Origin of the sequence: Accumulibacter sp., from assembly GCF_036625195.1 — a bacterium.
Taxonomy (GTDB): Bacteria; Pseudomonadota; Gammaproteobacteria; order Burkholderiales; family Rhodocyclaceae; genus Accumulibacter.
Genome location: NZ_JAZKUG010000001.1, coordinates 3,081,589 through 3,107,801 on the forward strand (window position 1 = coordinate 3,081,589; position 26,213 = coordinate 3,107,801).

The 26,213-nt window shown below is 66.7% G+C and carries 18 protein-coding genes; 14 read left to right on the plus strand and 4 right to left on the minus strand.

The window, feature by feature from the left end; all coding sequences use genetic code 11:
- Window positions 1-79: 79 nt before the first annotated feature.
- Window positions 80-982: a LysR family transcriptional regulator gene (locus V5B60_RS13725; RefSeq protein WP_332347591.1), complete on the minus strand. Its 903-nt coding sequence runs from the start codon at window positions 980-982 to the stop codon at window positions 80-82.
- Window positions 983-1,216: 234 nt separating this feature from the next.
- Between V5B60_RS13725 and V5B60_RS13730 the strand changes: the two genes are divergently transcribed.
- The 7 genes from V5B60_RS13730 (at window position 1,217) to V5B60_RS13760 (ending at window position 8,064) form a co-directional block, all read left to right on the plus strand.
- Complete coding sequence (locus V5B60_RS13730; protein WP_332347592.1) at window positions 1,217-2,248, plus strand: hypothetical protein; 1,032 nt, start codon at window positions 1,217-1,219, stop codon at window positions 2,246-2,248.
- 73 nt (window positions 2,249-2,321) lie between these two features.
- On the plus strand, window positions 2,322-2,813 hold the full coding sequence (locus tag V5B60_RS13735; RefSeq protein ID WP_332347593.1) for a hypothetical protein: 492 nt from the start codon (window positions 2,322-2,324) through the stop codon (window positions 2,811-2,813).
- A gap of 61 nt (window positions 2,814-2,874) precedes the next feature.
- Window positions 2,875-4,206: a hypothetical protein gene (locus tag V5B60_RS13740; protein ID WP_332347594.1), complete on the plus strand. Its 1,332-nt coding sequence runs from the start codon at window positions 2,875-2,877 to the stop codon at window positions 4,204-4,206.
- The gene (locus V5B60_RS13745) at window positions 4,187-6,373 is read left to right on the plus strand and encodes a hypothetical protein (RefSeq protein ID WP_332347595.1); all 2,187 of its coding nucleotides are present in this window, start codon (window positions 4,187-4,189) and stop codon (window positions 6,371-6,373) included. The genes V5B60_RS13740 and V5B60_RS13745 overlap by 20 nt, the downstream gene beginning before the upstream one ends.
- 102 nt (window positions 6,374-6,475) lie before the next feature.
- Window positions 6,476-6,874 carry a hypothetical protein gene (locus V5B60_RS13750; protein WP_332347596.1) on the plus strand — a complete coding sequence of 133 codons (399 nt, stop codon included), beginning with the start codon at window positions 6,476-6,478 and terminating at the stop codon, window positions 6,872-6,874.
- A gap of 67 nt (window positions 6,875-6,941) precedes the next feature.
- Window positions 6,942-7,592, plus strand: a complete 651-nt coding sequence (locus tag V5B60_RS13755) for a hypothetical protein (RefSeq protein ID WP_332347597.1) — start codon at window positions 6,942-6,944, stop codon at window positions 7,590-7,592.
- A gap of 10 nt (window positions 7,593-7,602) precedes the next feature.
- Window positions 7,603-8,064, plus strand: a complete 462-nt coding sequence (locus V5B60_RS13760) for a hypothetical protein (protein ID WP_332347598.1) — start codon at window positions 7,603-7,605, stop codon at window positions 8,062-8,064.
- Window positions 8,065-8,238: 174 nt separating this feature from the next.
- Here the strand turns inward: V5B60_RS13760 and V5B60_RS13765 are convergent, their stop codons facing one another.
- Both V5B60_RS13765 and V5B60_RS13770 read right to left on the minus strand, forming a co-directional pair.
- Complete coding sequence (locus V5B60_RS13765; protein ID WP_332347599.1) at window positions 8,239-8,625, minus strand: OmpA family protein; 387 nt, start codon at window positions 8,623-8,625, stop codon at window positions 8,239-8,241.
- Window positions 8,626-8,765: 140 nt separating this feature from the next.
- Complete coding sequence (locus tag V5B60_RS13770) at window positions 8,766-9,257, minus strand: MarR family winged helix-turn-helix transcriptional regulator (RefSeq protein ID WP_332347600.1); 492 nt, start codon at window positions 9,255-9,257, stop codon at window positions 8,766-8,768.
- Window positions 9,258-9,431: 174 nt separating this feature from the next.
- On the opposite strand from V5B60_RS13770, the gene V5B60_RS13775 reads away from it, so the two are divergent.
- From V5B60_RS13775 to V5B60_RS13805, 7 genes are all read left to right on the plus strand, one after another.
- Entirely contained in the window at window positions 9,432-10,661 is a 1,230-nt protein-coding gene (locus V5B60_RS13775; protein ID WP_332347601.1) for a cation:proton antiporter, read from the plus strand.
- Window positions 10,658-11,440: a gamma-glutamyl-gamma-aminobutyrate hydrolase family protein gene (locus V5B60_RS13780; RefSeq protein ID WP_332347602.1), complete on the plus strand. Its 783-nt coding sequence runs from the start codon at window positions 10,658-10,660 to the stop codon at window positions 11,438-11,440. Before V5B60_RS13775 ends, V5B60_RS13780 begins: the two co-directional genes overlap by 4 nt.
- Window positions 11,441-11,453: 13 nt before the next feature.
- On the plus strand, window positions 11,454-11,999 hold the full coding sequence (locus V5B60_RS13785) for a cation:proton antiporter domain-containing protein (protein ID WP_332347603.1): 546 nt from the start codon (window positions 11,454-11,456) through the stop codon (window positions 11,997-11,999).
- Window positions 12,000-12,037: 38 nt separating this feature from the next.
- On the plus strand, window positions 12,038-12,649 hold the full coding sequence (locus V5B60_RS13790; RefSeq protein WP_332347604.1) for a cation:proton antiporter domain-containing protein: 612 nt from the start codon (window positions 12,038-12,040) through the stop codon (window positions 12,647-12,649).
- Window positions 12,646-13,800, plus strand: coding sequence for a YbdK family carboxylate-amine ligase (locus tag V5B60_RS13795; protein ID WP_332347605.1), 1,155 nt, complete (start codon window positions 12,646-12,648; stop codon window positions 13,798-13,800). The genes V5B60_RS13790 and V5B60_RS13795 overlap by 4 nt, the downstream gene beginning before the upstream one ends.
- Window positions 13,797-15,062, plus strand: coding sequence for a serine hydrolase (locus V5B60_RS13800; protein ID WP_332347606.1), 1,266 nt, complete (start codon window positions 13,797-13,799; stop codon window positions 15,060-15,062). Before V5B60_RS13795 ends, V5B60_RS13800 begins: the two co-directional genes overlap by 4 nt.
- A gap of 199 nt (window positions 15,063-15,261) precedes the next feature.
- Window positions 15,262-17,418, plus strand: a complete 2,157-nt coding sequence (locus V5B60_RS13805; protein WP_332347607.1) for a GNAT family N-acetyltransferase — start codon at window positions 15,262-15,264, stop codon at window positions 17,416-17,418.
- 108 nt (window positions 17,419-17,526) lie between these two features.
- Here V5B60_RS13805 and V5B60_RS13810 read toward each other — a convergent pair whose 3' ends face one another.
- A complete protein-coding gene (locus V5B60_RS13810; protein WP_332347608.1) occupies window positions 17,527-26,073 on the minus strand; it encodes a calcium-binding protein in 8,547 nt (2,848 codons plus the stop codon).
- Between the last annotated feature and the right edge of the window lie 140 nt (window positions 26,074-26,213).

Consider the following 26,213-nt stretch of genomic DNA (forward strand, 5'->3'; position numbering starts at 1 on the left):
AGCCGTATCGCTCGGCCCGAATGCCGACCGCGCGGCGGGCTGCCCTGCGCCGGCGACCCGGTCGCGGCGCGGCTCCTGCTCACTCAGCCGCCGGCGGGGGCGCCGCCAGATGCCCGGCGAAGAAGTCGATGAGCATGCGCACTCGCTGCGGGATGTGGCGGTTGCTCGCCAACAGCGCGTACACGCCGAAGCCCGGTAGCGGATAGGCGCCGAGAATCTCGACCAGCCGGCCGTCGGCGAGAAAGCGCTCGCCGATGAAATCGGGCTGGCATGAGATCCCCAGTCCCTGCGCCGCCGCTTCGGCCAGCACATCGCCATTGTTGGCGTGGATCCGGCTCTGCACGGGGAAGTGCTGCAGCCGCCCGTCGACCAGGAACTGCCAGCCGGTACTGGCGGTCGCGCCGGTATAGCCCAGGCACTGGTGGCCGATCAGCTCGCAGGGGTGGGCCGGGTTGCCGTGGCGCTCGAGGTAGTGTGGCGACGCCAGCACGAGCACGCGGCCGCCGCCGATCCGGCGCGCGATGTCCCCCGGCTGCAGCCGGCCGGTGACGCGGATCGACAGATCAAGCCCTTCCTCGACCAGCTTGACGCGCCGGTCGGTGTAATCCATGTCGAGACTGAGTTCGGGGTAGAGCCGCGAGAACTCCAGCAGCAGCGGCGCCAGACGGGTCAGGCCGTAGCTCAGCGGCAGGCTGATGCGGATGTGGCCGCGTGCCGTTCGACGCTCGTCGGCGACATCGGTCTCGGCGCTGTCCACCAGATCGAGGATCACCCGGCAGCGCTCGAGATAGGTCGTTCCGGCCGAGGTGAGCGTCAGGCGGCGGGTGGTGCGTACCATCAACGTGACGCCGAGGTGGCTTTCCAGCGCGACGATCTGGCGCGTCACGACCGACCGGGCCAGACCGAGTTGCCGGGCTGCGGCCGAGAAGCTGCCCAGTTCGGCCACCCGGACGAAGAGGCGCATCGCATCGAGCCGGTCCATGGTTGCTCCCCAGGCAATGAAGAATTGCCAATTGTCGGCCATTTCTGAGCCGGCTTGACGGCTGCACGGTACCGCCAGTCTTCGCCGCCAACGCCGCACGGCTGGCCGACTGAGCGCCCGCCACCGTTCCCGGAGAGGCAGGCGGCCAGGCGCTCCCCGGCACACAGGCTTGGCCGAGGGTCGGGGCGCTGTTAAGATGCCCCGCCACAGCCTGCTGACGGAGGAGTGCCGAAGATGGGAATTCTCGACTGGTTCAAGAACCGGCCGGCGCAGTTCGATGCCGATCGGGTCTCCGAGGAACTGATCCGCGGCGCCGTCGACAAGGCGATCACCGTCACCAATCCGCGACTCGTCGTCCTTCCCGGTTGCCACAAGCGGCTGGCGCCGGCGGCGGAGAAGGCGATCGAGTTCCTGCGCGCGCTGCTCGCCGAGATGCCGGCAGCGCGGCCGCTGTCGGCCGACGGCTGGTCTGCCGAGCAGGACCTGCGCGCCTATTTCGTCGCGCCGGCCGACATCGCCGCCGTCCTCGCACGATCGGACAACCTGCGCACGCTGTTCGACAAGTACATCGACCTCGAGCAGGCGTACGTCGTCCTCGGCATGAGCTTCAACGAGCAGCGCGTCTTCGGCATGGCGCTGCACGGCGACATGGTGCAGCGCGACGTCGCGCAGACCAGCGTCAGCTTTTCCGATCACCGCGCCCACCTCTGCGGTCGCGACGAGGCGCGCCTGCGCCGCGTCGTCGGCGCGCAGGCTTTCGAGTACCTCCTGGCGCAGGCGCTGGCCGAGATCGGCGAGGAGCGTGTCGAGCGACAGGAACTCGAATCCAACCGCTCGCTGCTGCGCGCCCGCCTGCGCCTGCTGCGGCAGCAGGGACCGGGACTCGGCTCGCTCTTCGGCAGTTCGGCACCGGCTGCCCGCAGCGAACAGGCGCAGCTCGAGGCCGAACTGCTCGAGAACGAAAGGCAGCTGGCGGCGATGGGTGGCAACGAGTCGGCGCTGGAAATGGAACTCGACAGCCTGATCGAAGTGCTGGAGAATCCGCAACGCTACCTGCGCGTCGAACGGCGGCACCTGCGGTTGAACCCGATGAACATCATCGTCGAACGCGAGAACGGCGAACCGGTCATCGACCTTGATGTCCGTCTGGCGATGCTCAGCGGCTCGACGCCCACCTGCCGCGCCGTCGTCGTCGGCCGCGTCGAACGCGGTCAGATGGCGCTGGCGCCGAGGATGAACCTCGCCGACGCCGCGCGTTACCTGTAGGCCACCACCACCGGCGCCAAAGCGGGCCGCGGGTGTCGACCATGCAGCACCACCAACCAAGGAGAAAACAGCAATGAATCGGGAAGAAGTTCGAGATCAGTTGCTGGCGCCGGTCCTGCAGTGGATCCGCGTCGGCCGTCAGAGCAGCCGGCTGCTGGTCGGCTCGATGGAAGTCGTCGGCGAGCGCAGCCAGCAACTGCTGCGCGGCGCGACGCTGCGGCAGCGGCACGACTGGCAGGAGATGGGCGTCATGACGCGCGAGAAGGTTGCGGTGCCGCTCGAAGCGGCCGTGGCGATGGCGTCGGCGATGCAGAGCGAGGCGCAGGACTTCGTCGCCGAAGCCGGCGAGAAGGCGGTTGCGCTCGCCGGCAGCGTCGCCGCCCTCGCCGGCAGCCGCAGCGGCGAAGACTTCAGCGCCCGCCAGGCGGCCTTCGGCGAAGCACTGCTCGCCAGCGCGCTGTGCTGGTACCAGCTCTGGGGCCGCGCCGCCGAAGTCGTCGAACAGGGCATGCGGCCGGTGCTGCGCCAGGTCGAGGACAACGCCGGCCGTCTGGGAACGCGCTAGGCGGCCGCTGGCGGCGGCCGCGCATCACCGTGCCGTCCGCCGGCGCCGCCGAGGAAGAGCGATGAGCATCTGGGATTACCGCCGCAACTTCGCCTACGACGAGCCGCTCGATCCCGGCGACGAGCGTCATGTCGCGCTCAACGACGCGCGCGGCGACTACAACAGCGGGCGGCTGCTGCGCGAGCTGGGAGTCGACGTCGCCAGTCGCGCGTTGCGCAACCGTCCGGTGGGCAAGTGCATCGTTTTCGGCGGCCACCGCGGCTGCGGCAAGAGCACCGAGCTGCGCGCCATCGCCGCCGAACTGCAGGGCAGCGAGCGCTTCTTCGTCGTCTCGATCGACGCCCTGCAGGAGCTCGACATCAACAACCTGAGCTACGCCGACGTCGCGCTGGCGCTTGCCGAAGCGCTCGCCGAGCGTGTTGCGGCGGCCGGCATCGAGGTGCCGCAGGTGTATCTGACACCGCTGCAGGAGTGGTCACGGCAGGTCAGCCACCAGATCAGCCGCAGCAGCAGCGTCGATGGCGCGCTCGAGACCGGCGCCGAGGCGAAGACCGGGCTGCCGCTCGTCGGCTCGCTGTTCGCCCGCCTCACCACCGCCATTCGCAGCAACAGCACGTGGAAGACGGAGATTCGCGAACAGGTGCGCAACTCGTTCTCCGACCTCGCGCGGCGCTTCAACCAGTTCCTTTCCTTCGTCGAAGACGAACTCGGCAGGCAGGGCAGGGCGCGCGCACTGATCTTCGTCGTCGACGGCACCGACCGCCTGCGCGGCGACGAAGCTGACGCCTTCTTCATCCGCGACATCCACCAGTTGCGGCAACTGCGCGCCAACAGCATCTACTGCGCGCCGATCAGCGTCCTCAACGAGCAGGGGCAGGTCACTCAGAACTTCGACGCCATCGTCCGCCTGCCGATGGTCAAGCTGGCCGACAAGGGCAGTCCGACGCCGAACGGGATCGCCTGGCAGCGTCTGCGCGAGTTCGTCCACCGGCGACTGCCGCCCGAGCACTTCGATCGCGAATCGACGCTCGACCGGCTCATCGACCATTCCGGCGGGCACCCGCGCGACCTGCTGCGGCTGCTCAACCTCTGCTTCCAGGAGATCGACGAAGGCCCGATCACGCAACAGGTCGCCGAGACGGCAGCCCGCCGCCTGAGCAACGAGTACCGGCGGCTGGTGCAGCCCGAGGACTTCGGACTGCTCGCCGCGATCGACCAGGCGGCAGCCGACTACACGCCCGCCACCAAAGAGACGCGGCGTCTGCTCTACGATCTGGTGCTGCTCGAGTACAACAGCTACTGGTGGCAGACGCACCCGGCGGTACGGACACTCGACGGCTACCGCAGCGCGGTGGCAGCAGTCGCCGGCGGCGATGGACCGCCTGCCGGCTGAGTCGCCCCCTGCTGCGCCGGGTGTGACCGTCGACAGCCCGGCGGCCGTCGGACCGATCGACGGCCGCCACAGCGGCGACCTCCTGCGCCTGCAGCGGCTGCTCGAGCACGGCGACGGTTTCCAGCTGGTGTTCGCGCTCTGCCTGTCGATGGCCTACCGGCAGCGCATCATCGACGAGATCGCCGTCCGCCACCCGGCGGCGACGACCGTCGACCTGCACGACGCCAGCGACCCGTCGGCGTTGCTTGACGCGCTGCGCGGACTGGCGGCGGAGCAGCAGCCGATCCATGTCGTCGGCGTCGAAGACTGGCTGCGGCGTGCCGGACCGCCGGCGCTGCAGGGGCTGAACTACCGCCGTGAGTCGCTCGCGGCGGCGGTGCGCCGCCCGCTCATCGTCTGGCTCGAGCCGGGAACGATCGCCACCCTTGCGCGCGAAGCGCCCGACCTCTGGGCCTGGCGGGAGGCTGTGCTCGACTTCTCGCACCTGCCGCCACAGCGGACGGCGGTGCACCAGCAGCCGATCTTCATCGGCAGCGCGGAACGTCGCGAGCGCGAACGGCGCCTCGCCGAGATCGCCGCGCACCTGCAAAGCGTTGCCGGGCCCGCCGAGCCCGCCGGGCCCGACGCCGAACTGATGCTCGAGGCGAGCGAGATCGAGCAGGAACTGGGCCACCCGGAGGCGGCGATGGCGCACGCCGAAGCGGCACGCGCGATCTTCCGCCGCATCGACGATCGACACGGCGAAGCCTGGGCGGCGGGTCGCGTAGCCGACATCCTGCAGGCGCGCGGGCAGCTCGAAGAGGCGCTGCGCATCCGGCTGGAAGAACAGCTGCCGGTCTATGAACGGCTCGGCGATGTGCGCTCGAAGGCGGTGACGCAGGGCAAGGTTGCCGACATCCTGCAGGCGCGCGGGCAGCTCGACGAGGCGCTGCGCATCCGGCTGGAAGAACAGCTGCCGGTCTATGAGCGGCTCGGCGATGTGCGCTCGAAGGCGGTGACGCAGGGCAAGGTTGCCGACATCCTGCAGGCGCGCGGGCAGCTCGAAGAGGCGCTGCGCATCCGGCTGGAAGAAGAGCTGCCGGTCTATGAACGGCTCGGCGATGTGCGCTCGAAGGCGGTGACGCAGGGCAAGGTTGCCGACATCCTGCAGGCGCGCGGGCAGCTCGACGAGGCGCTGCGCATCCGGCTGGAAGAACAGCTGCCGGTCTATGAGCGGCTCGGCGATGTGCGCTCGAAGGCGGTGACGCAGGGCAAGGTTGCCGACATCCTGCAGGCGCGCGGGCAGCTCGAAGAGGCGCTGCGCATCCGGCTGGAAGAAGAGCTGCCGGTCTATGAGCGGCTCGGCGATGTGCGCTCGAAGGCGGTGACGCAGGGCAAGGTTGCCGACATCCTGCAGGCGCGCGGGCAGCTCGAAGAGGCGCTGCGCATCCGGCTGGAAGAAGAGCTGCCGGTCTATGAACGGCTCGGCGATGTGCGCTCGAAGGCGGTGACGCAGGGCCAGGTTGCCGACATCCTGCAGGCGCGCGGGCAGCTCGACGAGGCGCTGCGCATCCGGCTGGAAGAAGAGCTGCCGGTCTATGAACGGCTCGGCGATGTGCGCGCGAAGGCGGTGACGCAGGGCAAGGTTGCCGACATCCTGCAGGCGCGCGGGCAGCTCGACGAGGCGCTGCGCATCCGGCTGGAAGAACAGCTGCCGGTCTATGAGCGGCTCGGCGATGTGCGCTCGAAGGCGGTGACGCAGGGCAAGGTTGCCGACATCCTGCAGGCGCGCGGGCAGCTCGACGAGGCGCTGCGCATCCGGCTGGAAGAACAGCTGCCGGTCTATGAACGGCTCGGCGATGTGCGCGAGAAGGCGGTGACACACTTCAAGATCGCTTCATTGCGTCTGGCGCAGGACGAGCAGCAGAGCGAAGAAGGTTTCCTGGCCATTTTCGAGAGCCTGCGCCAGGCCTACGACATGGCGGTGCAGATGCGCATCCCCGACGGGATCTCGGCCGTCGGGCCGCTCTATGCACAGTTCCTGGCAAGGGGGCAGGCGTTCACGCCCGCGCTGCAGGTGCTGGCGCGCGTGGATGAAGCCTGTGGGGTGCTCGCGGACGAGGCCGGGCGGCAGCGGGCGGCCGATCTGCGGCAGCAGATCGAGGCGATGCAGGGCGGGCAGGCCTGACGGCCCCGACTGCTCGGTCGGCACGCGCGGGAGCATCGTCTCGCCGCCCGGACGGCACCGACTGTTGCCGTCGACCCGGCGCTCGATCGGCCGCCGCCCGACTTGGCGCTGCTCCGGGTCGCGCGGATCGCGCTCCAGGTCGCCGGCAATTCGCCTGCTGACGAGCGGCGGCCGGACCCCGTCGAAGAGCCGTTCGGCCGCCGCTCGTCTGGCCGCGGGACGCTGCGCTGCCGGATCTTCGAGACCGCCGCGATCGACAATCTGCCCGGATCGATGCGTTGGCTCGCGACCAGTGGCACGCAGGTTCTGTCGATCGCCGGCGAGCGCGAGCAGGCCTTGCAGGCGCGGGCACTCGCCGAGCACTCCTTCGCCAAGATCGGGAACGCCGCCGGAATGGCGCAGGTACGCGATCTGCGCGCAACGATCGGCGCTGGCAAAGGCTGCTGCGGTGCGGCCCGAGTCACCGCTCCGGTCGAACCCCCTTCCGGCTCGGCAACCTGAACTGGCGGTCGGAAAGTACCGCGCACCACGCCCCTGACGAAGCCCGCGGTGCTGACATTCGCACACGGTGCCCCGCCAGCCCGAATACGACCGCGATCAGCGCCACTCCCAACGCGCCGATCGCAACCCGTCGCCGCGCCATTGCCGCGTCGCGCCGCTGCGCCATATCGCGGCGCTGGCGCACGGCCGTCAGCAACGCGTGGGCCGGACTTGTGGAACAATAACGGGCCTGCGGCGTTCTCCGATCGCGGGAGGTGGCAGCGTTGCCGATGCGCCGCTGCGCCCGGATTTTCGTTCAACCACCGGAGCCGACGGCGCGACTCTGTCGTCTGGCCCACTGCCAAACCTGAAAGGCCATTCCATGCGCTTGCGTCTGTTTGCCCTGGCCGTCGCGGCCCTGATTCCCGTTCTCGCTGCCGCGCAGCCGAAATCCACTGCCGAAGACGACGAAGACCTGAAGTTCGAGGAGTCGATCCGCAACTTCGGTTTCGTCTCCGGCGCGGCGTATCAGTGCCTGCCCGAGGCCGACCGCAACGCGCACGACCGCGAGGTGCTCAAGGCCTATTCGGGCCTGGTGCGGCTCTTCGGCTCCGACCGCGCCTTCTTCTACGCCGCGGCCTTCGGCGCCGGCACCAGCATGACGATCGACAAGGCGAAGTGCGCGGCCTATATCGAGGACTTCCGCGCCGCGATGAAGTCCGGCAGCCGTGGCCAGTAAGGGGGGTGCGATGACGACGAGCTTGATTCGGCTGGCGCGCACGGCGATGCACGCGACGCTCGTGCTGGCGGTGGTGGCGACCTCGCTGCCGGCGGCCGCCGGCAACTGGGGAGCCCGGCGTGAGTTTCGCGAGGGTATGCGCGAGATCGCCCGCGAGCGGCGCGAGATGCGCCGCGAGATCCTCCGCTCGGGTTCTCGGGCAGAGGCGCGGCGCGAGTACCGCGAGGGCATGCGCGAGATCGCCCGTGAGCGGCGCGAGATGCGGCGCGAGGTTCGCCGTGAGGTTCGTTATGGACGATGGGATCGCGATCGTGATCGCCGCGGAGACCTCGTCGCCGGCGTCGTGCTGGGCGCGGTGATCGCTGCCGCCGTGCGTGGCAGTACGCCGCCGCCGCCCGCGCCGGGACTGTGCTGGTACTGGTCCGACGCGTACCAGGAAAACGGCTACTGGGATCGCTGCGGCGCGTATTGAGCAAGAAGGTTGCGGACGGCACAACGCCGCGCCGAAGGCTCTGCAGGCGCCAGCCCGTCCGCAGCCACGCCGTCGCTTCTGAGGACTCGTCTCAGCGTTGCCCGGTGCGTGGCAATGGCGGTTCGCGAACCGCGTTTCTCCCGGCCATGCGGCCAGGGCAAGGGTCGATCTTTGTCAGCGCATGCCAAAGCTCAACACCACACGGCCCCTTTTTTCGCGGCAATCGGCCGTCGCGCACGTGGGCGCCGGTCTACCGCGGGCAACCCCGTAGCGACGCAGAGGATGCATCTGCCTCGTGGCGACGCCGTAGCTGCGCAGGAGCCTGGCCACGGCTTCGATGCGCTGGTTCGCGATGGCCAGTTCGTATGAGGCGCTGCCGAGGTTCTCCGCGTAGGCCGCCAGGTAGACCACCTCCTTCGGATGCTCCTTCAACCGCGCCGCATGCAGGCGCAGCCTTTCCTGTCCGGCGGGATCGACCTGCGTGCTGCGTCGCGCGAAGTAAATGTGATTGGCTTCGTCGGCTTCGACGGCGTCGGCGTTTCGGGCCGGCGGCTGCGCCACTGGCGCGTTGGTGGCGGGAGCGGATCCGGCTGCTGCTGCCGGGAGCGCTTCGGAAGGAGGCAGCGTGGGACATCCGGCGAGGGCGACGCAGAGGAGCAGCAGGGTAGCATGCGCACGCCACCGACAGATCGGTCCGCTGCTCATGGCACGTTCCCTACGATTTCGGCGAGCGGCACGCTGGCGAAGGCGTCGTCTCTTCCCGGGAGATGCCGTATCAGTTCGGATAGATTGATTTCCAATGTTTTCAGTGCGACTTCCGGCATCGCGGTGAGCGCTTCGGGCAGGGCGCCTTCTGCCGATCCCGGCAGTGCCGCGATCGCCTTCTCGCCGTCCGGCGCGAGGTGCAGTCCAAGCCGGCGGTGGTCCTCCGGCCGGCGCGCCTTGACGAGGCATCCGCGCACGGCCAGCCGGTCGACGAGTTGACTGCAGGTGGACTGGTGTATGGCCAGGCGCGCCGCCAGTTCGCTGACGCCAATTCCTGGCCGGCGCTGCACCTCCTGCAGGATCCACATCTGCGAACCGGGAAGCCCGCAGCGCTCCTCCACCACGCGGAAATACTGCCGCATCGTGCCGTAGATCAGGCGGAACTGTTGCAGCACCGCCAGATGGGTCTGCGGCACGTCGGGCGGCAAGGGAAGCGTCATCGGGCGTCACCTGTTGCTTTCGTCGAGGAAGGCGATTATATTGCTGATCAATGTTTTGTCGAGGGGTATTTGCATGCAGGCTCTCGTGGAGCGGAAGTCGTGCCGGGTGACTGCCCGGCTTGTGCCGACAACCTGAGAGCGCTTGCGGGGAGTCACGACTCGATGTTCAATTCGATCCAGATCTTCGGCATGGCGCTGCTTGGCGGTCTGGGAGCAGGCGAACTCGCGCGTCGGGCCTTCTCCGTGCCACGGACGACAGGCTACGTGGTGTTTGGACTGTTGGTCGGACAGAGCGCGCTGGGATGGATCGCGCCGTACGACGTCGAGGCCAATCAGCTCTTCATCGATCTGGCGCTGGGCCTGATCCTCTTTGAGCTGGGTTACCAGGTGCCGCCCGTCGCAGCCAGCGAAGCCAGGAACCGACTGTGCGCGGCTCTGCAGATTTCGCTGATCACGGGCTCAGCGATCGCCTGCGCCATCCTGCTGCTCGACTTCTCCGTTCCTTCGGCGTTTTTTGCCGCAGCCCTCTGTCTCGCCACATCGCCGGCGATCACCATCGCGACCTGCAGCGACGTCGGCGCCAGGGGGGAGCGGACCGGCCTCCTGTTCACGATCGTGGCGATCAATGGCTGCGTCGCCTTCGTCGCCGCCGTGTGTTCGCTGCCGCTCCTCGGTGCGGACGAGCCAGTCCTCGGTCTTGCCGGCGCCTGGGCGGTCGGCCGCGAACTTGCTGTCGCCGTGGTCCTCGGTGGTGCGTGTGCCGTGCTGGTGCTGCTCGGTGCCCGGCTGCTGGGGCGGCGTCCGGAACATCAGCACCTGCTGATTCTCGGCACCATCGTCGTCGGTGTCGGAAACGCCATCTACCTCGATATCTCGGTGCTGCTGCCGATGCTGCTCTTCGGCTACCTGGCGCGCGCTCTCGACCGGAGCAATCAGGTCGTCGCCATCCGCATCGCCAGTGATGCCCGGATTTTTCTCGTCGTCGCCTTCGTTCTTGCCGGCGCCGTCCTCGATGTCGGCGTGCTCGCGGGCCACTGGCTGGAAGCGGTCGTCCTGGTGATCGCCCGCGCCGCCGGACAGTTCACTGGCGTGTGGTGGAACCGCCGTCGCCTGCGCCTGGACACTCGATCCGCCGCCCATCTGTCGCTCGGGTTGCAGCCGATGTCGAGCGTGGCCCTGGTGCTCCTGGCCAACGTGCACACGCTCTATGCCGGCCTTGAGCCGCGACTGGCGGGCGCCTTGCTGGCGACGATTCTCCTCATGCAGTTGTTTGGCCCCCTGGCGACCCAGACGGCGATCAAGGGGTTTGGCGAGGCGACCGGTCTGCAATCGCGCGAGCCGGCGATCGAGCAGGCGGCCGCCAACGGGCGTTCCTGCGGCGGCGACCGATGAGCAGACGGCCGCTGCGCATCGGTCTCTCGGCACGCATCTACCATCCGGTGGTCGGTGCGACCGGTCTGCAGTCCAAATCACTGCAGTACCTCGAGCAGTCCGTCGCGCACTGGGTGATGTCGCGCAACGTGATGGTCTTCATGATCCCGGCAGTGAGTGGCGACGCCATCGTTCATCGCAGCAGCATCCGTCTCTCGGACTACCCGGACTATCTCGACGGCCTGATTCTGCAAGGGGGGGCGGATGTCAGCCCGCAGAGCTACGGCGAGGAGCCCCTGCACCCCGACTGGGCTGGCGACCGGGTCCGTGACGCTTACGAAATGGAGCTTCTGCACGAATTCATGGAGGCGGGAAAGGCGGTACTGGGCATCTGTCGCGGCGCGCAACTGATCAACGTCGCGCTGGGCGGGACACTGCATCAGGACATCGCGACGCAGATCGAAACGGCGGGCGAGCATGTGCACGGCGATTACGACCGGCACAGCCATGCCGTCGAGTGGATCGCCGGCTCCGGCCTGGCGAAGCTCTATCCGGGCGAGGGCGGCGGGCGGGTGGTGTCGATCCATCATCAGGCGATCCGGGCCTTGGGCCGGGAACTGCGGGTCGAAGCACGCAGCAGCGGCGACGGCGTGATCGAGGCCATCCGCCTGCAAGGCCGGCCGTACGTTCTCGGCCTGCAGTGGCACCCGGAGTTCCATCCACCGGGTAGCGAGGAGTTGCTGGACTGCACGCCGATACTCGACGAGTTTCTCGCGGCTGCCCGCGGCCGGCTCTGGTGAGCGGGGCGGAGTGATGCTCGACGATGTCCTGTCACCGGCACGGTCTGCCTGGGAGGATCTGCAGGAGCGCCTGCACTTCCTGCCACCTTTTCCCGATGAACTCGATTCGCTGGCGCTGTTCAGCATGCTGCTGATCGTCGGTCTGCTGATCGGCGAGTGGTTGCGCGCGCGACTGGGCTGGCCGAAGGTCGTCGGCTACGTCCTGGCAGGGACGCTGTTCGGGCCTTCCGTGCTCGGCTGGATCAGCATCGAGGCACTGGCGCAGGCGCGACCGATTGCCGATGCCGCACTCGGACTGCTGATGCTCGAGATCGGGCGCCGCCTCGATCTGCGCTGGCTCGCTCAGCAGCGCGAACTGCTGCGGGCAGCGCTGGCCGAGATCAGCCTGTCCTTTGCCGCCATCTTCCTCTTCGCCTGGGGCGTGGTGGGTCTGATACCGGCCTGGGCGGCCGCAGCCGCGGCCGTCACCATGGCCGCAGCGCCGGCAGTCGTCCTGCTGATCGTCGAGGAATCCGGCGCGCAGGGGCAGGTCACCGAACGAATGATCATGCCTGGCTGAGTTGCGTGGTCCATCCATTGTGGGTTGTGGCCGGTGCCTTGATCATCGCCCGGCTGATGGTGCTGCTCGCGCTGCTTGCCGCGTCCCGTTTGCCGAAGCGTTCGCTGGCGCAGATCTTCGTTCTCGTCGCGACGGCGCTGCTCGCCGTCGGCACCGCGCGTACGCTCGCGGTGCCGGTCTTTCTGACGCTTTTCCTGATGGGGGCGATTCTGTCGTTCAGCGACCGCGAGCGAACGCTGAGCTATGCCGAACTGCCGGAAGGACACTGGTTGCTCGCCATCATCCTCTTCGTCGTCGTCGGCGCCTCGCTGCCGTGGCAGGACTTCACCTGGCTGATCGGGCTGCAGGCGCTCGGCCTGTTGCTCGTCCGGGCGGCGGCCAAGGTGGCTGCCCTGGTCTGGTCTGGCGGCGGACTGAGCAGCGAAAGGCGCGTCCTGGTGGGAATCGGCATTCAGCCGTTGTCGGCAACCGCCGTCTTCATGGCTTATGAGATCGCCGGACTCTATCCGGAAATCGGCCGTTCGTCGCTTTCGCTGCCGCTGTTCGCGGCGGCCATCATGGAACTGGGCGGCCCGGCGCTCTGCCGCTTCGCCCTCGTGCGCGCCGGTGAGACCGCGGCGACCGCGGGTGGCGGGAGAGGAGTGGCATGAGCCAGGCCATCGCGGCATTCAAGCAGAGCCAGCCACTGAGCCTGGGGGTCGAACTCGAGTTGCAGCTGCTCTCCGTGCGTGATTTCGATCTGACCCGCGGCGCGACCGATCTGCTCGGCAGCATGGACTACGACGGCTGCTTCGGCGACATCAAGCTCGAGATCACCGAAAGCATGATCGAGGTCAGCACGCTGCCGCGGACATTCGTCGACGGCATCGCCGGCGATCTGGTGGGTTTGCGGCAGACACTCGTCAGGCAGTGCGCGCGCAACCACATCGCCGTCTGCGGCGGCGGCACGCATCCTTTCCATCGCTGGTCGGAGCGCCGCATCTGCCCGGGTGACCGCTTCGCCGAGATCTACCAACGATATGGCTACCTCGCCAAGCAATTCACGGTCTTCGGCCAGCACATCCATGTCGGCTGCGCGTCAGGCGACGATGCGATCTGGTTGACCCAGGCGCTGGCACCCTATTTGCCGCTGTTCATCGCCCTGTCGGCGTCATCGCCCTTTGTCGATGGCGAAGACACGCTGTTCCAGTCCGCCCGCCTCAACGCCGTATCGGCCTTTCCGTTGAGTGGTCAATGCCCGGCGTTGCGCGACTGGGGCGAGTTCCTGGAACACTTCTCGCTGCTGCAGTCCTGTGGCATCGCTCGCAGCATCAAGGACCTCTACTGGGACGTTCGTCCCAAGCCGGAGTTCGGCACGGTGGAAATCCGCGTCTGCGATACGCCATTGACCGTCGAGCGAGCGGCGGCACTGGCAGCGCTGGCACAATCCCTGGTGCGCCATCTGCTGCGCACCCGTCCCGCGCTCGACACCCAGCGGCACCTTCATGTCGCCCGCTACAACAAGTTCCAGGCTTGCCGCTATGGTCTCGACGCCCTGATCTCGGATCCGGTTGGTCGGCGACAGCTCCCGTTGCGCCAGATTGGCCGCCAGTTGCTTGCCGTCCTGGAGGAGGATGCGGGCGAACTGGGTTGTTCCGCGTGGCTGGCACTGCTCGACGCCTCCCTGTCGGTGGAGGTATCGGACGCCAACTGGTTGCGCCGGCGTCAGGCTTGCCACGGCAACCTGAACGAGGTCGTTCGCGAAGCAGCGATGCGCTTTGGCAGACCGGAGCACACACCGCGTGCCGAGGGGTCGCGATGAAGTGCTGGCTGACGGTACTGCTGGTGTCGATGCTGTCCGGGGCGTGGCCATTGCTGGCGGCAGAGACCTGCGTCATCGAGTCGGTGGCGCGCGACACACGCAGTCTTGGCCCATGGATCGATCAGGACAACTGGCTGGCAGCGGAAAATCTCCGCATTGGCCTGCAGTCGCCGGGCCATTTCATGCCCTTGCTGCGGATCGATGCGACGACCGCCGGCGCCGTCCTCCGCCCGGCGTCGCGCCTGCTCGAACTCGACCGGATCAGGGCACGCGATCCGCTCGATCAGCAGCAGCGTGATGTCGCGTTCCTGCTGGCGACGAGACTCTATGCCGACGGGGTGGTGGTGCTGCGCGACGGAAGAGTGGCGAGTGAGCGCTACTGGAACGGACTGGCGGCGCGGGACCAGCGCCTGCTGCTCGGTGGTACGCGGCCGCTGCTCTCGCTTCTCGGTGCCATCGCCGTCGCCCAAGGCAAGCTGGCCCCGGATCGCGCGATCAGTCGGTACATTCCCGCCCTGAGTGGGCAGAGCGGTCTGCGCAAGTTGTCGGTGCGGCGCTTGCTGGAAGGCGAGGGGCGCTTCGAATGGTCGCCAGAGGAGCTCGGCGACTGGCTGGCCGCCGCTGGCTGGCGCTCCGGAGCGGGCGCCGGCGGCGTTCGCTCGTGGCTCAGCGTGCCAGGCCGCTGGGACAGGGACTTTACCAGCGCCGCCACGTCCGGTGAGGCCGGACCCGAAGGTGAGCTCCTGCTGTGGGCGATCGCCGAGAGCTACCGCATGCCGCTGGCGCAGGTTTTTTGCCAGGAAATCCTGCGCAAGCTGCGGCCAGAGCATGGCGCCCTCTGGCTGACCGACGCTCGGGGAAGCGAGCTGTCGACCGGGTTGGCGCTCTCGCTGCGCGATTTTGCCCGTCTCGGCCAACTGCTGATCGAGGCTCGGAGCAACAGCCGGCGCAGCCGGATTCCGTCGTGGTTCATCGAAACGCTGACCGCATCGGCCGGGCTGCGAACAGCGAAGACTGCGGCACTGGCAGGCCTGCGAAACGGCAGCGAACTGCGCTACGGCTTTGTCCATCTGGGTGGCGCACAGAACCGAATCGCCATCATCGGTCCCTACGGCAACAGCCTGTATGTCGATTTCGATCGTCGACTCGTGATCGCCGTCTATGCGGCCTATCCGAGGGAGCACACTGCCGCGATGCGGGCCACGCTCGAGCAGGTCTGGGATGCCCTGGGTGCGGCGGCGCAACCGGCGGGCAAACGTTGAGCGTCCGGAGTCAAGGTCATCGCGGCATTCCGGGCGGGCCGGGGCGCGGCTTCGCGAGCGGCTCTGGGGCAGCTGCGAATGAGCACCAACGGCGGCTTCCCTGCCGCTACGGCGCGCACTCGCAGTCGTCCGCGCAGCGAGCATGGATGAGCGAGGTCGTGCGCCTGGTGGCAGCGGCGGAATTTCCGTGGATGCCTGCATGAGCTGGGAGATCTGTCCCGCCGGCGATGCCTTTCCGTCTTTCACCACGGACTGGGACCACCTGAATGAGCAGCTGTATGGCGGCCACCCGGCGTTCGACAGCCGTTTCGTCGGCGCCTTGCTCGCCCACTTCGGCACTGGCAGCGAATCGCTGTGCATCCACCGCAGCGGCGAGGCGGTCGATGGCGCGCTGATCCTCTGCGCCCGCGGCTTCGGCCGCTGGGCGCTCTTCCTGCCGGCGCAGGCGCCGGCAGGCGCGCTGCTCATCGCGGACGCAAGCTGCCTCGAAACGTTGATGCCGGCGCTGCCCGGCTACGCGTGGACGATCGATCTGCTCGCCATCGACCCCGCTTTCGAGCCGGACTGGAGCCCGCTCCTCCTGCCGCGCACCGTGGTCCGCCACCAGCTGACGATGGCGGTCGCAACCGGCGGCGATTTCCCGGCCTATTGGCAGGCGCGCCCGGGCAAGCTGCGCAGCAACCTGCGCCGCTACCAGCGTCGGAGCGACGATCATGCGGCCAGCGTCCGGGTCATCGCTGAGCCGCAGGAGATCGGCGCCGCGGTCAGTCGCTACGCCGCCGTCGAAAGCGCCGGCTGGAAGGCGGTGGGCGGTACGGCGATCGGCAGCGACAACCCGCAGGGACTCTTCTATGAGCAGCTGCTGTGCGACTTCGCTGCCTCGGGACAGGCACGGGTCGTCGAACTCTGGTTCGACGACCGGCTCGCCGCCTCGCGCCTGGCCGTCTGTCATGGGTGCATGTGGATCATGCTGAAGACCACCTATGACGAGTCGCTCGCCGCCATGGCACCCGGGCGGCAGCTGCTCTACGAGGCCCTGCAGCTCGCCTTTGCCGACATGCCCGCCGGCGCCGTCGAGTTCTATACCAATGCGACGCGCGACCAGGCAGAGTGGGCGACGCATCTGCGCCATGTCTGCCACCACCAGCTCTACCGCAACACGACCGTCGCCAACTTCCACGGCATCGCCCGCGCGCTGCGCTGCCGCTTCGCCGGGGGCGAGACGGCGGAGGATTCGCTGGCCTTCGATGCGACCAGCGTCGCCGCCTACCACAGCCCGGCGGCGATGCCGCCGGCGATGCGATCGCTTTTCGAGGCAGCCGCCGGCCGCGAAGTGGAGCTGTCGCCGGATTGGTTCGCCAACCTGCAGGCGGCGGTCTTCGGCGACGACGATTCCGTCCGTTACTACGGCGCCGAGCTGTACGGCTCGCCGACGGCCATCCTGCCCGTGCACGCCAGCCGGCGAAGCGGACGCCGCGCGGCGGAGATCGAAGCGCTGGCGAACTTCTACACCGCCCTGTACGCGCCACTCGCCAGCCCGGGCGCCGACCCGACCGACCTCGGCCGGCTGCTGCAGGCGGCGCGTGCCGACTGCGCGCGCGCGCGCGTCATGAACTTTCATCCCATGGCGGTCGATTCGCCGGTGTACGAGGCGATGGTCGTCGCCCTGCGCAGCACCGGCTGGATCCCGTTCCGCTACTTCTGCTTCGGCAACTGGTACCTCGAGGTCGACCGTTCCTGGTCTGCGTATCTGGAACAGCGCGACGGCATCCTGCGCCACACCCTGAGACGCAAGCGGCGGCGCTTTCTCGCCGCCGGCGGCAGCTTCGAGATCATCACCGGCACGGCCGGGCTCGAGCCGGCGATTGCCGAGTTCAATGCCCTGTACCGTCAGCGCTGGAAGAAGAACGAGCCCTACGCCGCCTTCGTTCCCGGCTTGATGCGTTGGCTCGCCGCCAGCGGCAAGTTGCGCCTCGGCATCGCGCGCCTCGCCGGCGAGGCGGTTGCCTCCCAGCTCTGGATCGTCAGCGGCGACAAGGCGAGCATCTACAAGATGGCCTACGATGAGGCGCATTCCTGCCATGCGCCGGGCACGCTGCTGACGGCCCACCTGATGGAGCGGGTCATCGACGTGGACCGCGTGACCGAAGTGGACTACCTGATCGGCGACGATCCGTACAAGCAGGCGTGGATGAGCCACCGCCGCGAACGCTGGGGCATCGTCGCGTATCGCGCCGACCGCTTCGCCGGCATCGCCCGGTCGCTGCTCGAGATCATCGGCCGGGTGATCCGGCGGCCGCCAGCCCGCGTGGAAAGCAAGCGCTCACGGTCTTCGATCGGGCCGAGTGGGCACTAGCAGACTACATGGTCGCCCCTGTGTTTGCTACGCATTCAATTGATGACGGTTCGAAGGGCAAAGGTAGAGGTGGCCCAGTTTTGGGTACCAGACCACGCGGGACCGGCCTTACAAGAAAAAATCGCTGGCAGCTAAAGTGGGGGACGTGTCCAGTTGGATTCGGAAGTCAGCCACAAGGTCACCATCGACGTCACCTTCGAGAACACCACTCTGATACATCAATTGACCCGCTGCACCGCTGAAGCCGGCTGCCCCCACGAATGCAAAGGCCTGGTCTCCATCCAGACTCTCGTTTGCGTCGACAGCGCTGAAATCGATCTTGTCTCCGGTTGTGAAATCGCTGATCGTTTGTGGTGGCGGCATGTTGCCTATGTCGCTCCAGAAAACGAACTTGAAAACATCTTGGCCGTCACCCCCAGTCAAGCTATCGGCGCCGGATCCACCCAGCAGGGTATCATTGCCCGCACCCCCGTCGAGGGTGTCGTTGCCGTCGCCGCCGGTGAGTGTGTTGGCGCCGCTGTTGCCGGTCAGGGTGTTGGCCTGTGCATTGCCGGTGCCCTTGAGATTGGCGGTGCCGAGCAGCGACAAGTGCTCGAGATCGCCGCCCAGCGTGTAGTCGACACTGCTCTTCACCGTGTCGGTGCCGGCCGCCGGTCCTTCGATCACCAGGTCCGCCGGATCATCGACGACATAGGTGTCGTCGCCGCCCAGACCGATCAGGATATCCGCACCGCCTTGGCCGTCGAGGACGTTGCTCCAGTCGTTGCCGGTCAGGCGGTTGGCCAGAGCATTGCCTTGGCCGTCGAGGTTGACGTACCAGCCGCCGAGAACGAGATTCTCGATCTGGTTGCCCAGGATCCAGCTGACGCTGCTGAAGACCGTGTCGACCCCACCCGCCGCCGCTTCGCTGACGGTGTCGCCGCCATCGTCCGTGTAGTAGCGATCATCGCCGAGTCCCCCAGCGAGCACGTCCGCTCCCGCGTCGCCATCGAGCGTGTCGTTGCCGTCCCCCCCGGTGAGCGTGTTCGCGCCGGTGTTGCCCGTCAGCAGGTTGGCCAGCGCGTTGCCGGTGCCGGTGAGACCGGCATCCCCGAGCAGCGTCAGATGCTCGACATTCGCTGCCAGCGTGAAACTGGCGTAGCTGCGCACGATGTCCACCCCGGCGTCCAGTGCTTCGACGACGCTGTCGCCGGCAATGTCAACGAAGTAGGTGTCGTCGCCGGCTCCGCCCGCCATGGTGTCCGCGTCGGCACCGCCATCGAGACGGTTGTCGCCGGCGTTGCCGGTGAGTTTGTTCTTGCCGTCGTTGCCGCTGCCATCGATATCGCTGGTGCCCAAGAGGGTGAGATGTTCCAGCGTCCAGCCGAGGCTGTAGTTGATGTAACTCAGGACGGTGTCGGTGCCACCACCGTCCTGCTCCTGAACGTGGTCGCCAGTCTCGTCCACGACGTAGATGTCGTTGCCCAGACCGCCCTGCAGCCAGTCGGCGCCAGTGCTGCCGTTGAGCGTGTTGGCGCCATCGTTGCCGATCAGGGTGTTGGCCAGTGTATTGCCGACGCCATTGATGTTGGCGACTCCGGTCAACTCGAGCGCTTCGACGTTCGTCGCCAGCGTGTGGCTGACGCTGCTGAAGACCTTGTCATTGCCGGCATTCTTGTTCTCGACGACGGTCTCGCCCGCCGTGTCGAGGTAATACACATCGTCGCCCAAGCCGCCCGCCAAGGTGTCCACCCCGGCACCCCCGTCGAGGGTGTCGTTGCCGTCGCCGCCGCTGAGTGTGTTGGCGCCGCTGTTGCCGGTCAGGGTGTTGGCCTGTGCATTGCCGGTGCCCTTGAGGTTGGCGGTGCCGAGCAGCGACAAGTGCTCGAGATCGCTGCCCAGCGTGTAGTCGACACTGCTCTTCACCGTGTCGGTGCCGGCCACCGGTCCTTCGATCACCAGGTCCGCCGGATCATCGACGACATAGGTGTCGTCGCCGCCCAGACCGATCAGGATATCCGCACCGCCTTGGCCGTCGAGGACGTTGCTCCAGTCGTTGCCGGTCAGGCGGTTGGCCAGAGCATTGCCTTGGCCGTCGAGGTTGACGTACCAGCCGCCGAGAACGAGATTCTCGATCTGGTTGCCCAGGATCCAGCTGACGCTGCTGAAGACCGTGTCGACCCCACCCGCCGCCGCTTCGCTGACGGTGTCGCCGCCATCGTCCGTGTAGTAGCGATCATCGCCGAGTCCCCCAGCGAGCACGTCCGCTCCCGCGTCGCCATCGAGCGTGTCGTTGCCGTCCCCCCCGGTGAGCGTGTTCGCGCCGGTGTTGCCCGTCAGCAGGTTGGCCAGCGCGTTGCCGGTGCCGGTGAGACCGGCATCCCCGAGCAGCGTCAGATGCTCGACATTCGCTGCCAGCGTGAAACTGGCGTAGCTGCGCACGATGTCCACCCCGGCGTCCAGTGCTTCGACGACGCTGTCGCCGGCAACGTCAACGAAGTAGGTGTCATCGCCGGCTCCGCCCGCCATGGTGTCCGCGTCGGCACCGCCATCGAGACGGTTGTCGCCGGCGTTGCCGGTGAGTTTGTTCTTGCCGTCGTTGCCGCTGCCATCGATATCGCTGGTGCCCAAGAGGGTGAGATGTTCCAGCGTCCAGCCGAGGCTGTAGTTGATGTAACTCAGGACGGTGTCGGTGCCACCACCGTCCTGCTCCTGAACGTGGTCGCCAGTCTCGTCCACGACGTAGATGTCGTTGCCCAGACCGCCCTGCAGCCAGTCGGCGCCAGTGCTGCCGTTGAGCGTGTTGGCGCCATCGTTGCCGATCAGGGTGTTGGCCAGTGTATTGCCGACGCCATTGATGTTGGCGACTCCGGTCAACTCGAGCGCTTCGACGTTCGTCGCCAGCGTGTGGCTGACGCTGCTGAAGACCTTGTCATTGCCGGCATTCTTGTTCTCGACGACGGTCTCGCCCGCCGTGTCGAGGTAATACACATCGTCGCCCAAGCCGCCCGCCAAGGTGTCCACCCCGGCACCCCCGTCGAGGGTGTCGTTGCCGTCGCCGCCGCTGAGTGTGTTGGCGCCGCTGTTGCCGGTCAGGGTGTTGGCCTGTGCATTGCCGGTGCCCTTGAGGTTGGCGGTGCCGAGCAGCGACAAGTGCTCGAGATCGCTGCCCAGCGTGTAGTCGACACTGCTCTTCACCGTGTCGGTGCCGGCCACCGGTCCTTCGATCACCAGGTCCGCCGGATCATCGACGACATAGGTGTCGTCGCCGCCCAGACCGATCAGGATATCCGCACCGCCTTGGCCGTCGAGGACGTTGCTCCAGTCGTTGCCGGTCAGGCGGTTGGCCAGAGCATTGCCTTGGCCGTCGAGGTTGACGTACCAGCCGCCGAGAACGAGATTCTCGATCTGGTTGCCCAGGATCCAGCTGACGCTGCTGAAGACCGTGTCGACCCCACCCGCCGCCGCTTCGCTGACGGTGTCGCCGCCATCGTCCGTGTAGTAGCGATCATCGCCGAGTCCCCCAGCGAGCACGTCCGCTCCCGTGCCGCCATCGAGTGTGTCGTTGCCGTCTCCCCCGGTGAGCGTGTTCGCGCCGGTGTTGCCCGTCAGCAGGTTGGCCAGCGCGTTGCCGGTGCCGCTGAGACCGGCATCCCCGAGCAGCGTCAGATGCTCGACGTTCGCTGCCAGCGTGAAACTGGCGTAGCTGCGCACGCTGTCCACGCCGGCGTCCAGTGCTTCGACGACGCTGTCGCCGGCAACGTCAACGAAGTAGGTGTCATCGCCGGCTCCGCCCGCCATGGTGTCCGCGTCGGCACCGCCATCGAGACGGTTGTCGCCGGCGTTGCCGGTGAGTTTGTTCTTGCCGTCGTTGCCGCTGCCATCGATATCGCTGGTGCCCAAGAGGGCGAGATGTTCCAGCGTCCAGCCGAGGCTGTAGTTGATGTAACTCAGGACGGTGTCGGTGCCACCACCGTCCTGCTCCTGAACGTGGTCGCCAGTCTCGTCCACGACGTAGATGTCGTTGCCCAGACCACCCTGCAGCCAGTCGGCGCCAGTGCTGCCGTTGAGCGTGTTGGCGCCATCGTTGCCGATCAGGGTGTTGGCCAGTGTATTGCCGACGCCATTGATGTTGGCGACTCCGGTCAACTCGAGCGCTTCGACGTTCGTCGCCAGCGTGTGGCTGACGCTGCTGAAGACCTTGTCATTGCCGGCATTCTTGTTCTCGACGACGGTCTCGCCCGCCGTGTCGAGGTAATACACATCGTCGCCCAAGCCGCCCGCCAAGGTGTCCACCCCGGCACCCCCGTCGAGGGTGTCGTTGCCGTCGCCGCCGCTGAGTGTGTTGGCGCCGCTGTTGCCGGTCAGGGTGTTGGCCTGTGCATTGCCGGTGCCCTTGAGGTTGGCGGTGCCGAGCAGCGACAAGTGCTCGAGATCGCTGCCCAGCGTGTAGTCGACACTGCTCTTCACCGTGTCGGTGCCGGCCACCGGTCCTTCGATCACCAGGTCCGCCGGATCATCGACGACATAGGTGTCGTCGCCGCCCAGACCGATCAGGATATCCGCACCGCCTTGGCCGTCGAGGACGTTGCTCCAGTCGTTGCCGGTCAGGCGGTTGGCCAGAGCATTGCCTTGGCCGTCGAGGTTGACGTACCAGCCGCCGAGAACGAGATTCTCGATCTGGTTGCCCAGGATCCAGCTGACGCTGCTGAAGACCGTGTCGACCCCACCCGCCGCCGCTTCGCTGACGGTGTCGCCGCCATCGTCCGTGTAGTAGCGATCATCGCCGAGTCCCCCAGCGAGCACGTCCGCTCCCGTGCCGCCATCGAGTGTGTCGTTGCCGTCTCCCCCGGTGAGCGTGTTCGCGCCGGTGTTGCCCGTCAGCAGGTTGGCCAGCGCGTTGCCGGTGCCGCTGAGACCGGCATCCCCGAGCAGCGTCAGATGCTCGACGTTCGCTGCCAGCGTGAAACTGGCGTAGCTGCGCACGCTGTCCACGCCGGCGTCCAGTGCTTCGACGACGCTGTCGCCGGCAACGTCAACGAAGTAGGTGTCATCGCCGGCTCCGCCCGCCATGGTGTCCGCGTCGGCACCGCCATCGAGACGGTTGTCGCCGGCGTTGCCGGTGAGTTTGTTCTTGCCGTCGTTGCCGCTGCCATCGATATCGCTGGTGCCCAAGAGGGTGAGATGTTCCAGCGTCCAGCCGAGGCTGTAGTTGATGTAACTCAGGACGGTGTCGGTGCCACCACCGTCCTGCTCCTGAACGTGGTCGCCAGTCTCGTCCACGACGTAGATGTCGTTGCCCAGACCGCCCTGCAGCCAGTCGGCGCCAGTGCTGCCGTTGAGCGTGTTGGCGCCATCGTTGCCGATCAGGGTGTTGGCCAGTGTATTGCCGACGCCATTGATGTTGGCGACTCCGGTCAACTCGAGCGCTTCGACGTTCGTCGCCAGCGTGTGGCTGACGCTGCTGAAGACCTTGTCATTGCCGGCATTCTTGTTCTCGACGACGGTCTCGCCCGCCGTGTCGAGGTAATACACATCGTCGCCCAAGCCGCCCGCCAAGGTGTCCACCCCGGCACCCCCGTCGAGGGTGTCGTTGCCGTCGCCGCCGCTGAGTGTGTTGGCGCCGCTGTTGCCGGTCAGGGTGTTGGCCTGTGCATTGCCGGTGCCCTTGAGGTTGGCGGTGCCGAGCAGCGACAAGTGCTCGAGATCGCTGCCCAGCGTGTAGTCGACACTGCTCTTCACCGTGTCGGTGCCGGCCACCGGTCCTTCGATCACCAGGTCCGCCGGATCATCGACGACATAGGTGTCGTCGCCGCCCAGACCGATCAGGATATCCGCACCGCCTTGGCCGTCGAGGACGTTGCTCCAGTCGTTGCCGGTCAGGCGGTTGGCCAGAGCATTGCCTTGGCCGTCGAGGTTGACGTACCAGCCGCCGAGAACGAGATTCTCGATCTGGTTGCCCAGGATCCAGCTGACGCTGCTGAAGACCGTGTCGACCCCACCCGCCGCCGCTTCGCTGACGGTGTCGCCGCCATCGTCCGTGTAGTAGCGATCATCGCCGAGTCCCCCAGCGAGCACGTCCGCTCCCGTGCCGCCATCGAGTGTGTCGTTGCCGTCTCCCCCGGTGAGCGTGTTCGCGCCGGTGTTGCCCGTCAGCAGGTTGGCCAGCGCGTTGCCGGTGCCGCTGAGACCGGCATCCCCGAGCAGCGTCAGATGCTCGACGTTCGCTGCCAGCGTGAAACTGGCGTAGCTGCGCACGCTGTCCACGCCGGCGTCCAGTGCTTCGACGACGCTGTCGCCGGCAACGTCAACGAAGTAGGTGTCATCGCCGGCTCCGCCCGCCATGGTGTCCGCGTCGGCACCGCCATCGAGACGGTTGTCGCCGGCGTTGCCGGTGAGTTTGTTCTTGCCGTCGTTGCCGCTGCCATCGATATCGCTGGTGCCCAAGAGGGTGAGATGTTCCAGCGTCCAGCCGAGGCTGTAGTTGATGTAACTCAGGACGGTGTCGGTGCCACCACCGTCCTGCTCCTGAACGTGGTCGCCAGTCTCGTCCACGACGTAGATGTCGTTGCCCAGACCGCCCTGCAGCCAGTCGGCGCCAGTGCTGCCGTTGAGCGTGTTGGCGCCATCGTTGCCGATCAGGGTGTTGGCCAGTGTATTGCCGACGCCATTGATGTTGGCGACTCCGGTCAACTCGAGCGCTTCGACGTTCGTCGCCAGCGTGTGGCTGACGCTGCTGAAGACCTTGTCATTGCCGGCATTCTTGTTCTCGACGACGGTCTCGCCCGCCGTGTCGAGGTAATACACATCGTCGCCCAAGCCGCCCGCCAAGGTGTCCACCCCGGCACCCCCGTCGAGGGTGTCGTTGCCGTCGCCGCCGCTGAGTGTGTTGGCGCCGCTGTTGCCGGTCAGGGTGTTGGCCTGTGCATTGCCGGTGCCCTTGAGGTTGGCGGTGCCGAGCAGCGACAAGTGCTCGAGATCGCCGCCCAGCGTGTAGTCGACACTGCTCTTCACCGTGTCGGTGCCGCCGCTCCAGTTCTCGATCACGACATCAGCGGCGTCGTCCACAATGTAGGTGTCGTCGCCGCCCAGACCGATCATCCGGTCCGCTCCCGCCCCGCCATCCAGCCAGTCTGCATTGTCTGTGCCCTGCAGCGTGTCAGCACCGTGGCCACCATCGAGCATCACCGAGGCATACCCGAGAGCTCTGCTGGCAATCAGGCGATCATCTCCCCCGAGTGCGAACACCGCTTGGGTAGCAGCCGTAAGATTGGCCGTTTCCGCGGCGTCACTGAGACGAAAGACGCCGTCCTTGTCGAGAGTTCCCGCAGCCGGCAAAACAGCGGTGGAAATTCCCGCATGCAATAGATCCTGAAAGGTCCCAAGACCGATTTCCCCGAGCGCGGCCTGAATCTTGCTCCGATGAGCCAGTGAACCAGGATCGCTTCCCGAATCTTCAGCGAGGCGGTTGATGACAGTAATGCCCGCGGCCCAATAGTTGGCCCGCGCCAGAGTGTCTGTCGCGGGCTGGCCGATCTTTATACTGTTGATCACATCATCGATTGTTCCGATCGTGACGAAGCGGTCGACACCAGCATCATAAACGGTCGGGGGCAAGGTGTCCTTGAACGGGCCAGCCAGGAGCAAACGACTTTCCATGCCGTCCACAACGCGATCCCAGGCTTGGGCGAGGTTGGCTACCGCCTGCGGAGTAGGGTTGCTCATACCGCCAGCACGGTACGGTGTTCCCAATAACTTTTCCAAGGTTGCGAGCACGCGGCCATCGAAATTTGGGCCACGCGAATCAATCGCCACATCGTTCGTGTCGGCCCAGCGAAAGAGGATTTGTTCGATCTGCTCTCGCACGCCCGCCAACTGATTGGGCTGCTGGTTCACGACGGTATTCACCAAGGTAGTCAGAGCGACGTCACCAAGCATCGCCTCGCGTAGTGTCGGGACGTCGCCGTAGTTGCGGACATTAGGCAGGCCGTCGACCGTAGTGTTGCCCGTTTCCATGCTCCCTAGACGCTGTGCGACATTATCCACGTCCAGCCATGCATCGGCCAGAGTGCCTACTCCACCCGCAGTCTTCTCAAATACCGAGGTTTCGTGGATGCGATTGCCTGCCGCAGTGAAATTGACCGTGGTGTAGTGCAGGTCAATGGACTTGATGCCACCCTGAGCCAGTGTCAGCAGCTCCCCTGCATCCGTGACGCCATTGCTGTTCGCATCGCGCCACAGACGAAACTCGGTCCAGGTTGGATCTGCAGCATCTAGAATTCCGTCAGCGTTGGCATCGTAAGTGACGAGCTCGGCGAAGCCGGATCGATTCTGATCGCCTATCAACTCGGCAATCGAGTCGATCTTGCCATTGAGGTTCGCGTCGATGACGAGAAACGCATCGTCCTTGCCGATCCATCCCGTCCATTCCTTCAGCCCGTCGCCATCCATATCGAAGACGACATTGGAGTCGGCGCGAGCCGTCAGTTCGATCCCGTCGCCATCCAGATCAACGATGATCGGATCCAGTAAGCGGCGCAGGGCGGCAGCGATTGCGTCCTGGAAGTCCGAAGCGGTATCGCGGAGCCAGAGACCTACGGAATCGAGGAACGAGGCGAGAAAATCAGCTGTCCCGTAATAGCCATCCTCAAGGATCTGTGCGATAACACCCGTCACTGCCTGAACCGCATTGGCAGAAAACCCGAGCGCATTTTGTATCGCAATGGAAATCGTGGTAACCAGGTCTGCAATTTGAGCGGCTCCTTGATTAGCCAACTCCACGGCAACCTGTCCAAGCATCTTCGCCTTGGCGGCCA

Coding starts and splice junctions, on each gene's coding strand:
- V5B60_RS13725 (WP_332347591.1), bottom strand. CDS start 982: ATGGACCGGCTCGATGCGATGCGCCTCTTCGTCCGGGTGGCCGAACTG.
- V5B60_RS13730 (WP_332347592.1), top strand. CDS start 1,217: ATGGGAATTCTCGACTGGTTCAAGAACCGGCCGGCGCAGTTCGATGCC.
- V5B60_RS13735 (WP_332347593.1), top strand. CDS start 2,322: ATGAATCGGGAAGAAGTTCGAGATCAGTTGCTGGCGCCGGTCCTGCAG.
- V5B60_RS13740 (WP_332347594.1), top strand. CDS start 2,875: ATGAGCATCTGGGATTACCGCCGCAACTTCGCCTACGACGAGCCGCTC.
- V5B60_RS13745 (WP_332347595.1), top strand. CDS start 4,187: ATGGACCGCCTGCCGGCTGAGTCGCCCCCTGCTGCGCCGGGTGTGACC.
- V5B60_RS13760 (WP_332347598.1), top strand. CDS start 7,603: ATGACGACGAGCTTGATTCGGCTGGCGCGCACGGCGATGCACGCGACG.
- V5B60_RS13775 (WP_332347601.1), top strand. CDS start 9,432: ATGTTCAATTCGATCCAGATCTTCGGCATGGCGCTGCTTGGCGGTCTG.
- V5B60_RS13780 (WP_332347602.1), top strand. CDS start 10,658: ATGAGCAGACGGCCGCTGCGCATCGGTCTCTCGGCACGCATCTACCAT.
- V5B60_RS13785 (WP_332347603.1), top strand. CDS start 11,454: ATGCTCGACGATGTCCTGTCACCGGCACGGTCTGCCTGGGAGGATCTG.
- V5B60_RS13795 (WP_332347605.1), top strand. CDS start 12,646: ATGAGCCAGGCCATCGCGGCATTCAAGCAGAGCCAGCCACTGAGCCTG.
- V5B60_RS13800 (WP_332347606.1), top strand. CDS start 13,797: ATGAAGTGCTGGCTGACGGTACTGCTGGTGTCGATGCTGTCCGGGGCG.
- V5B60_RS13805 (WP_332347607.1), top strand. CDS start 15,262: ATGAGCTGGGAGATCTGTCCCGCCGGCGATGCCTTTCCGTCTTTCACC.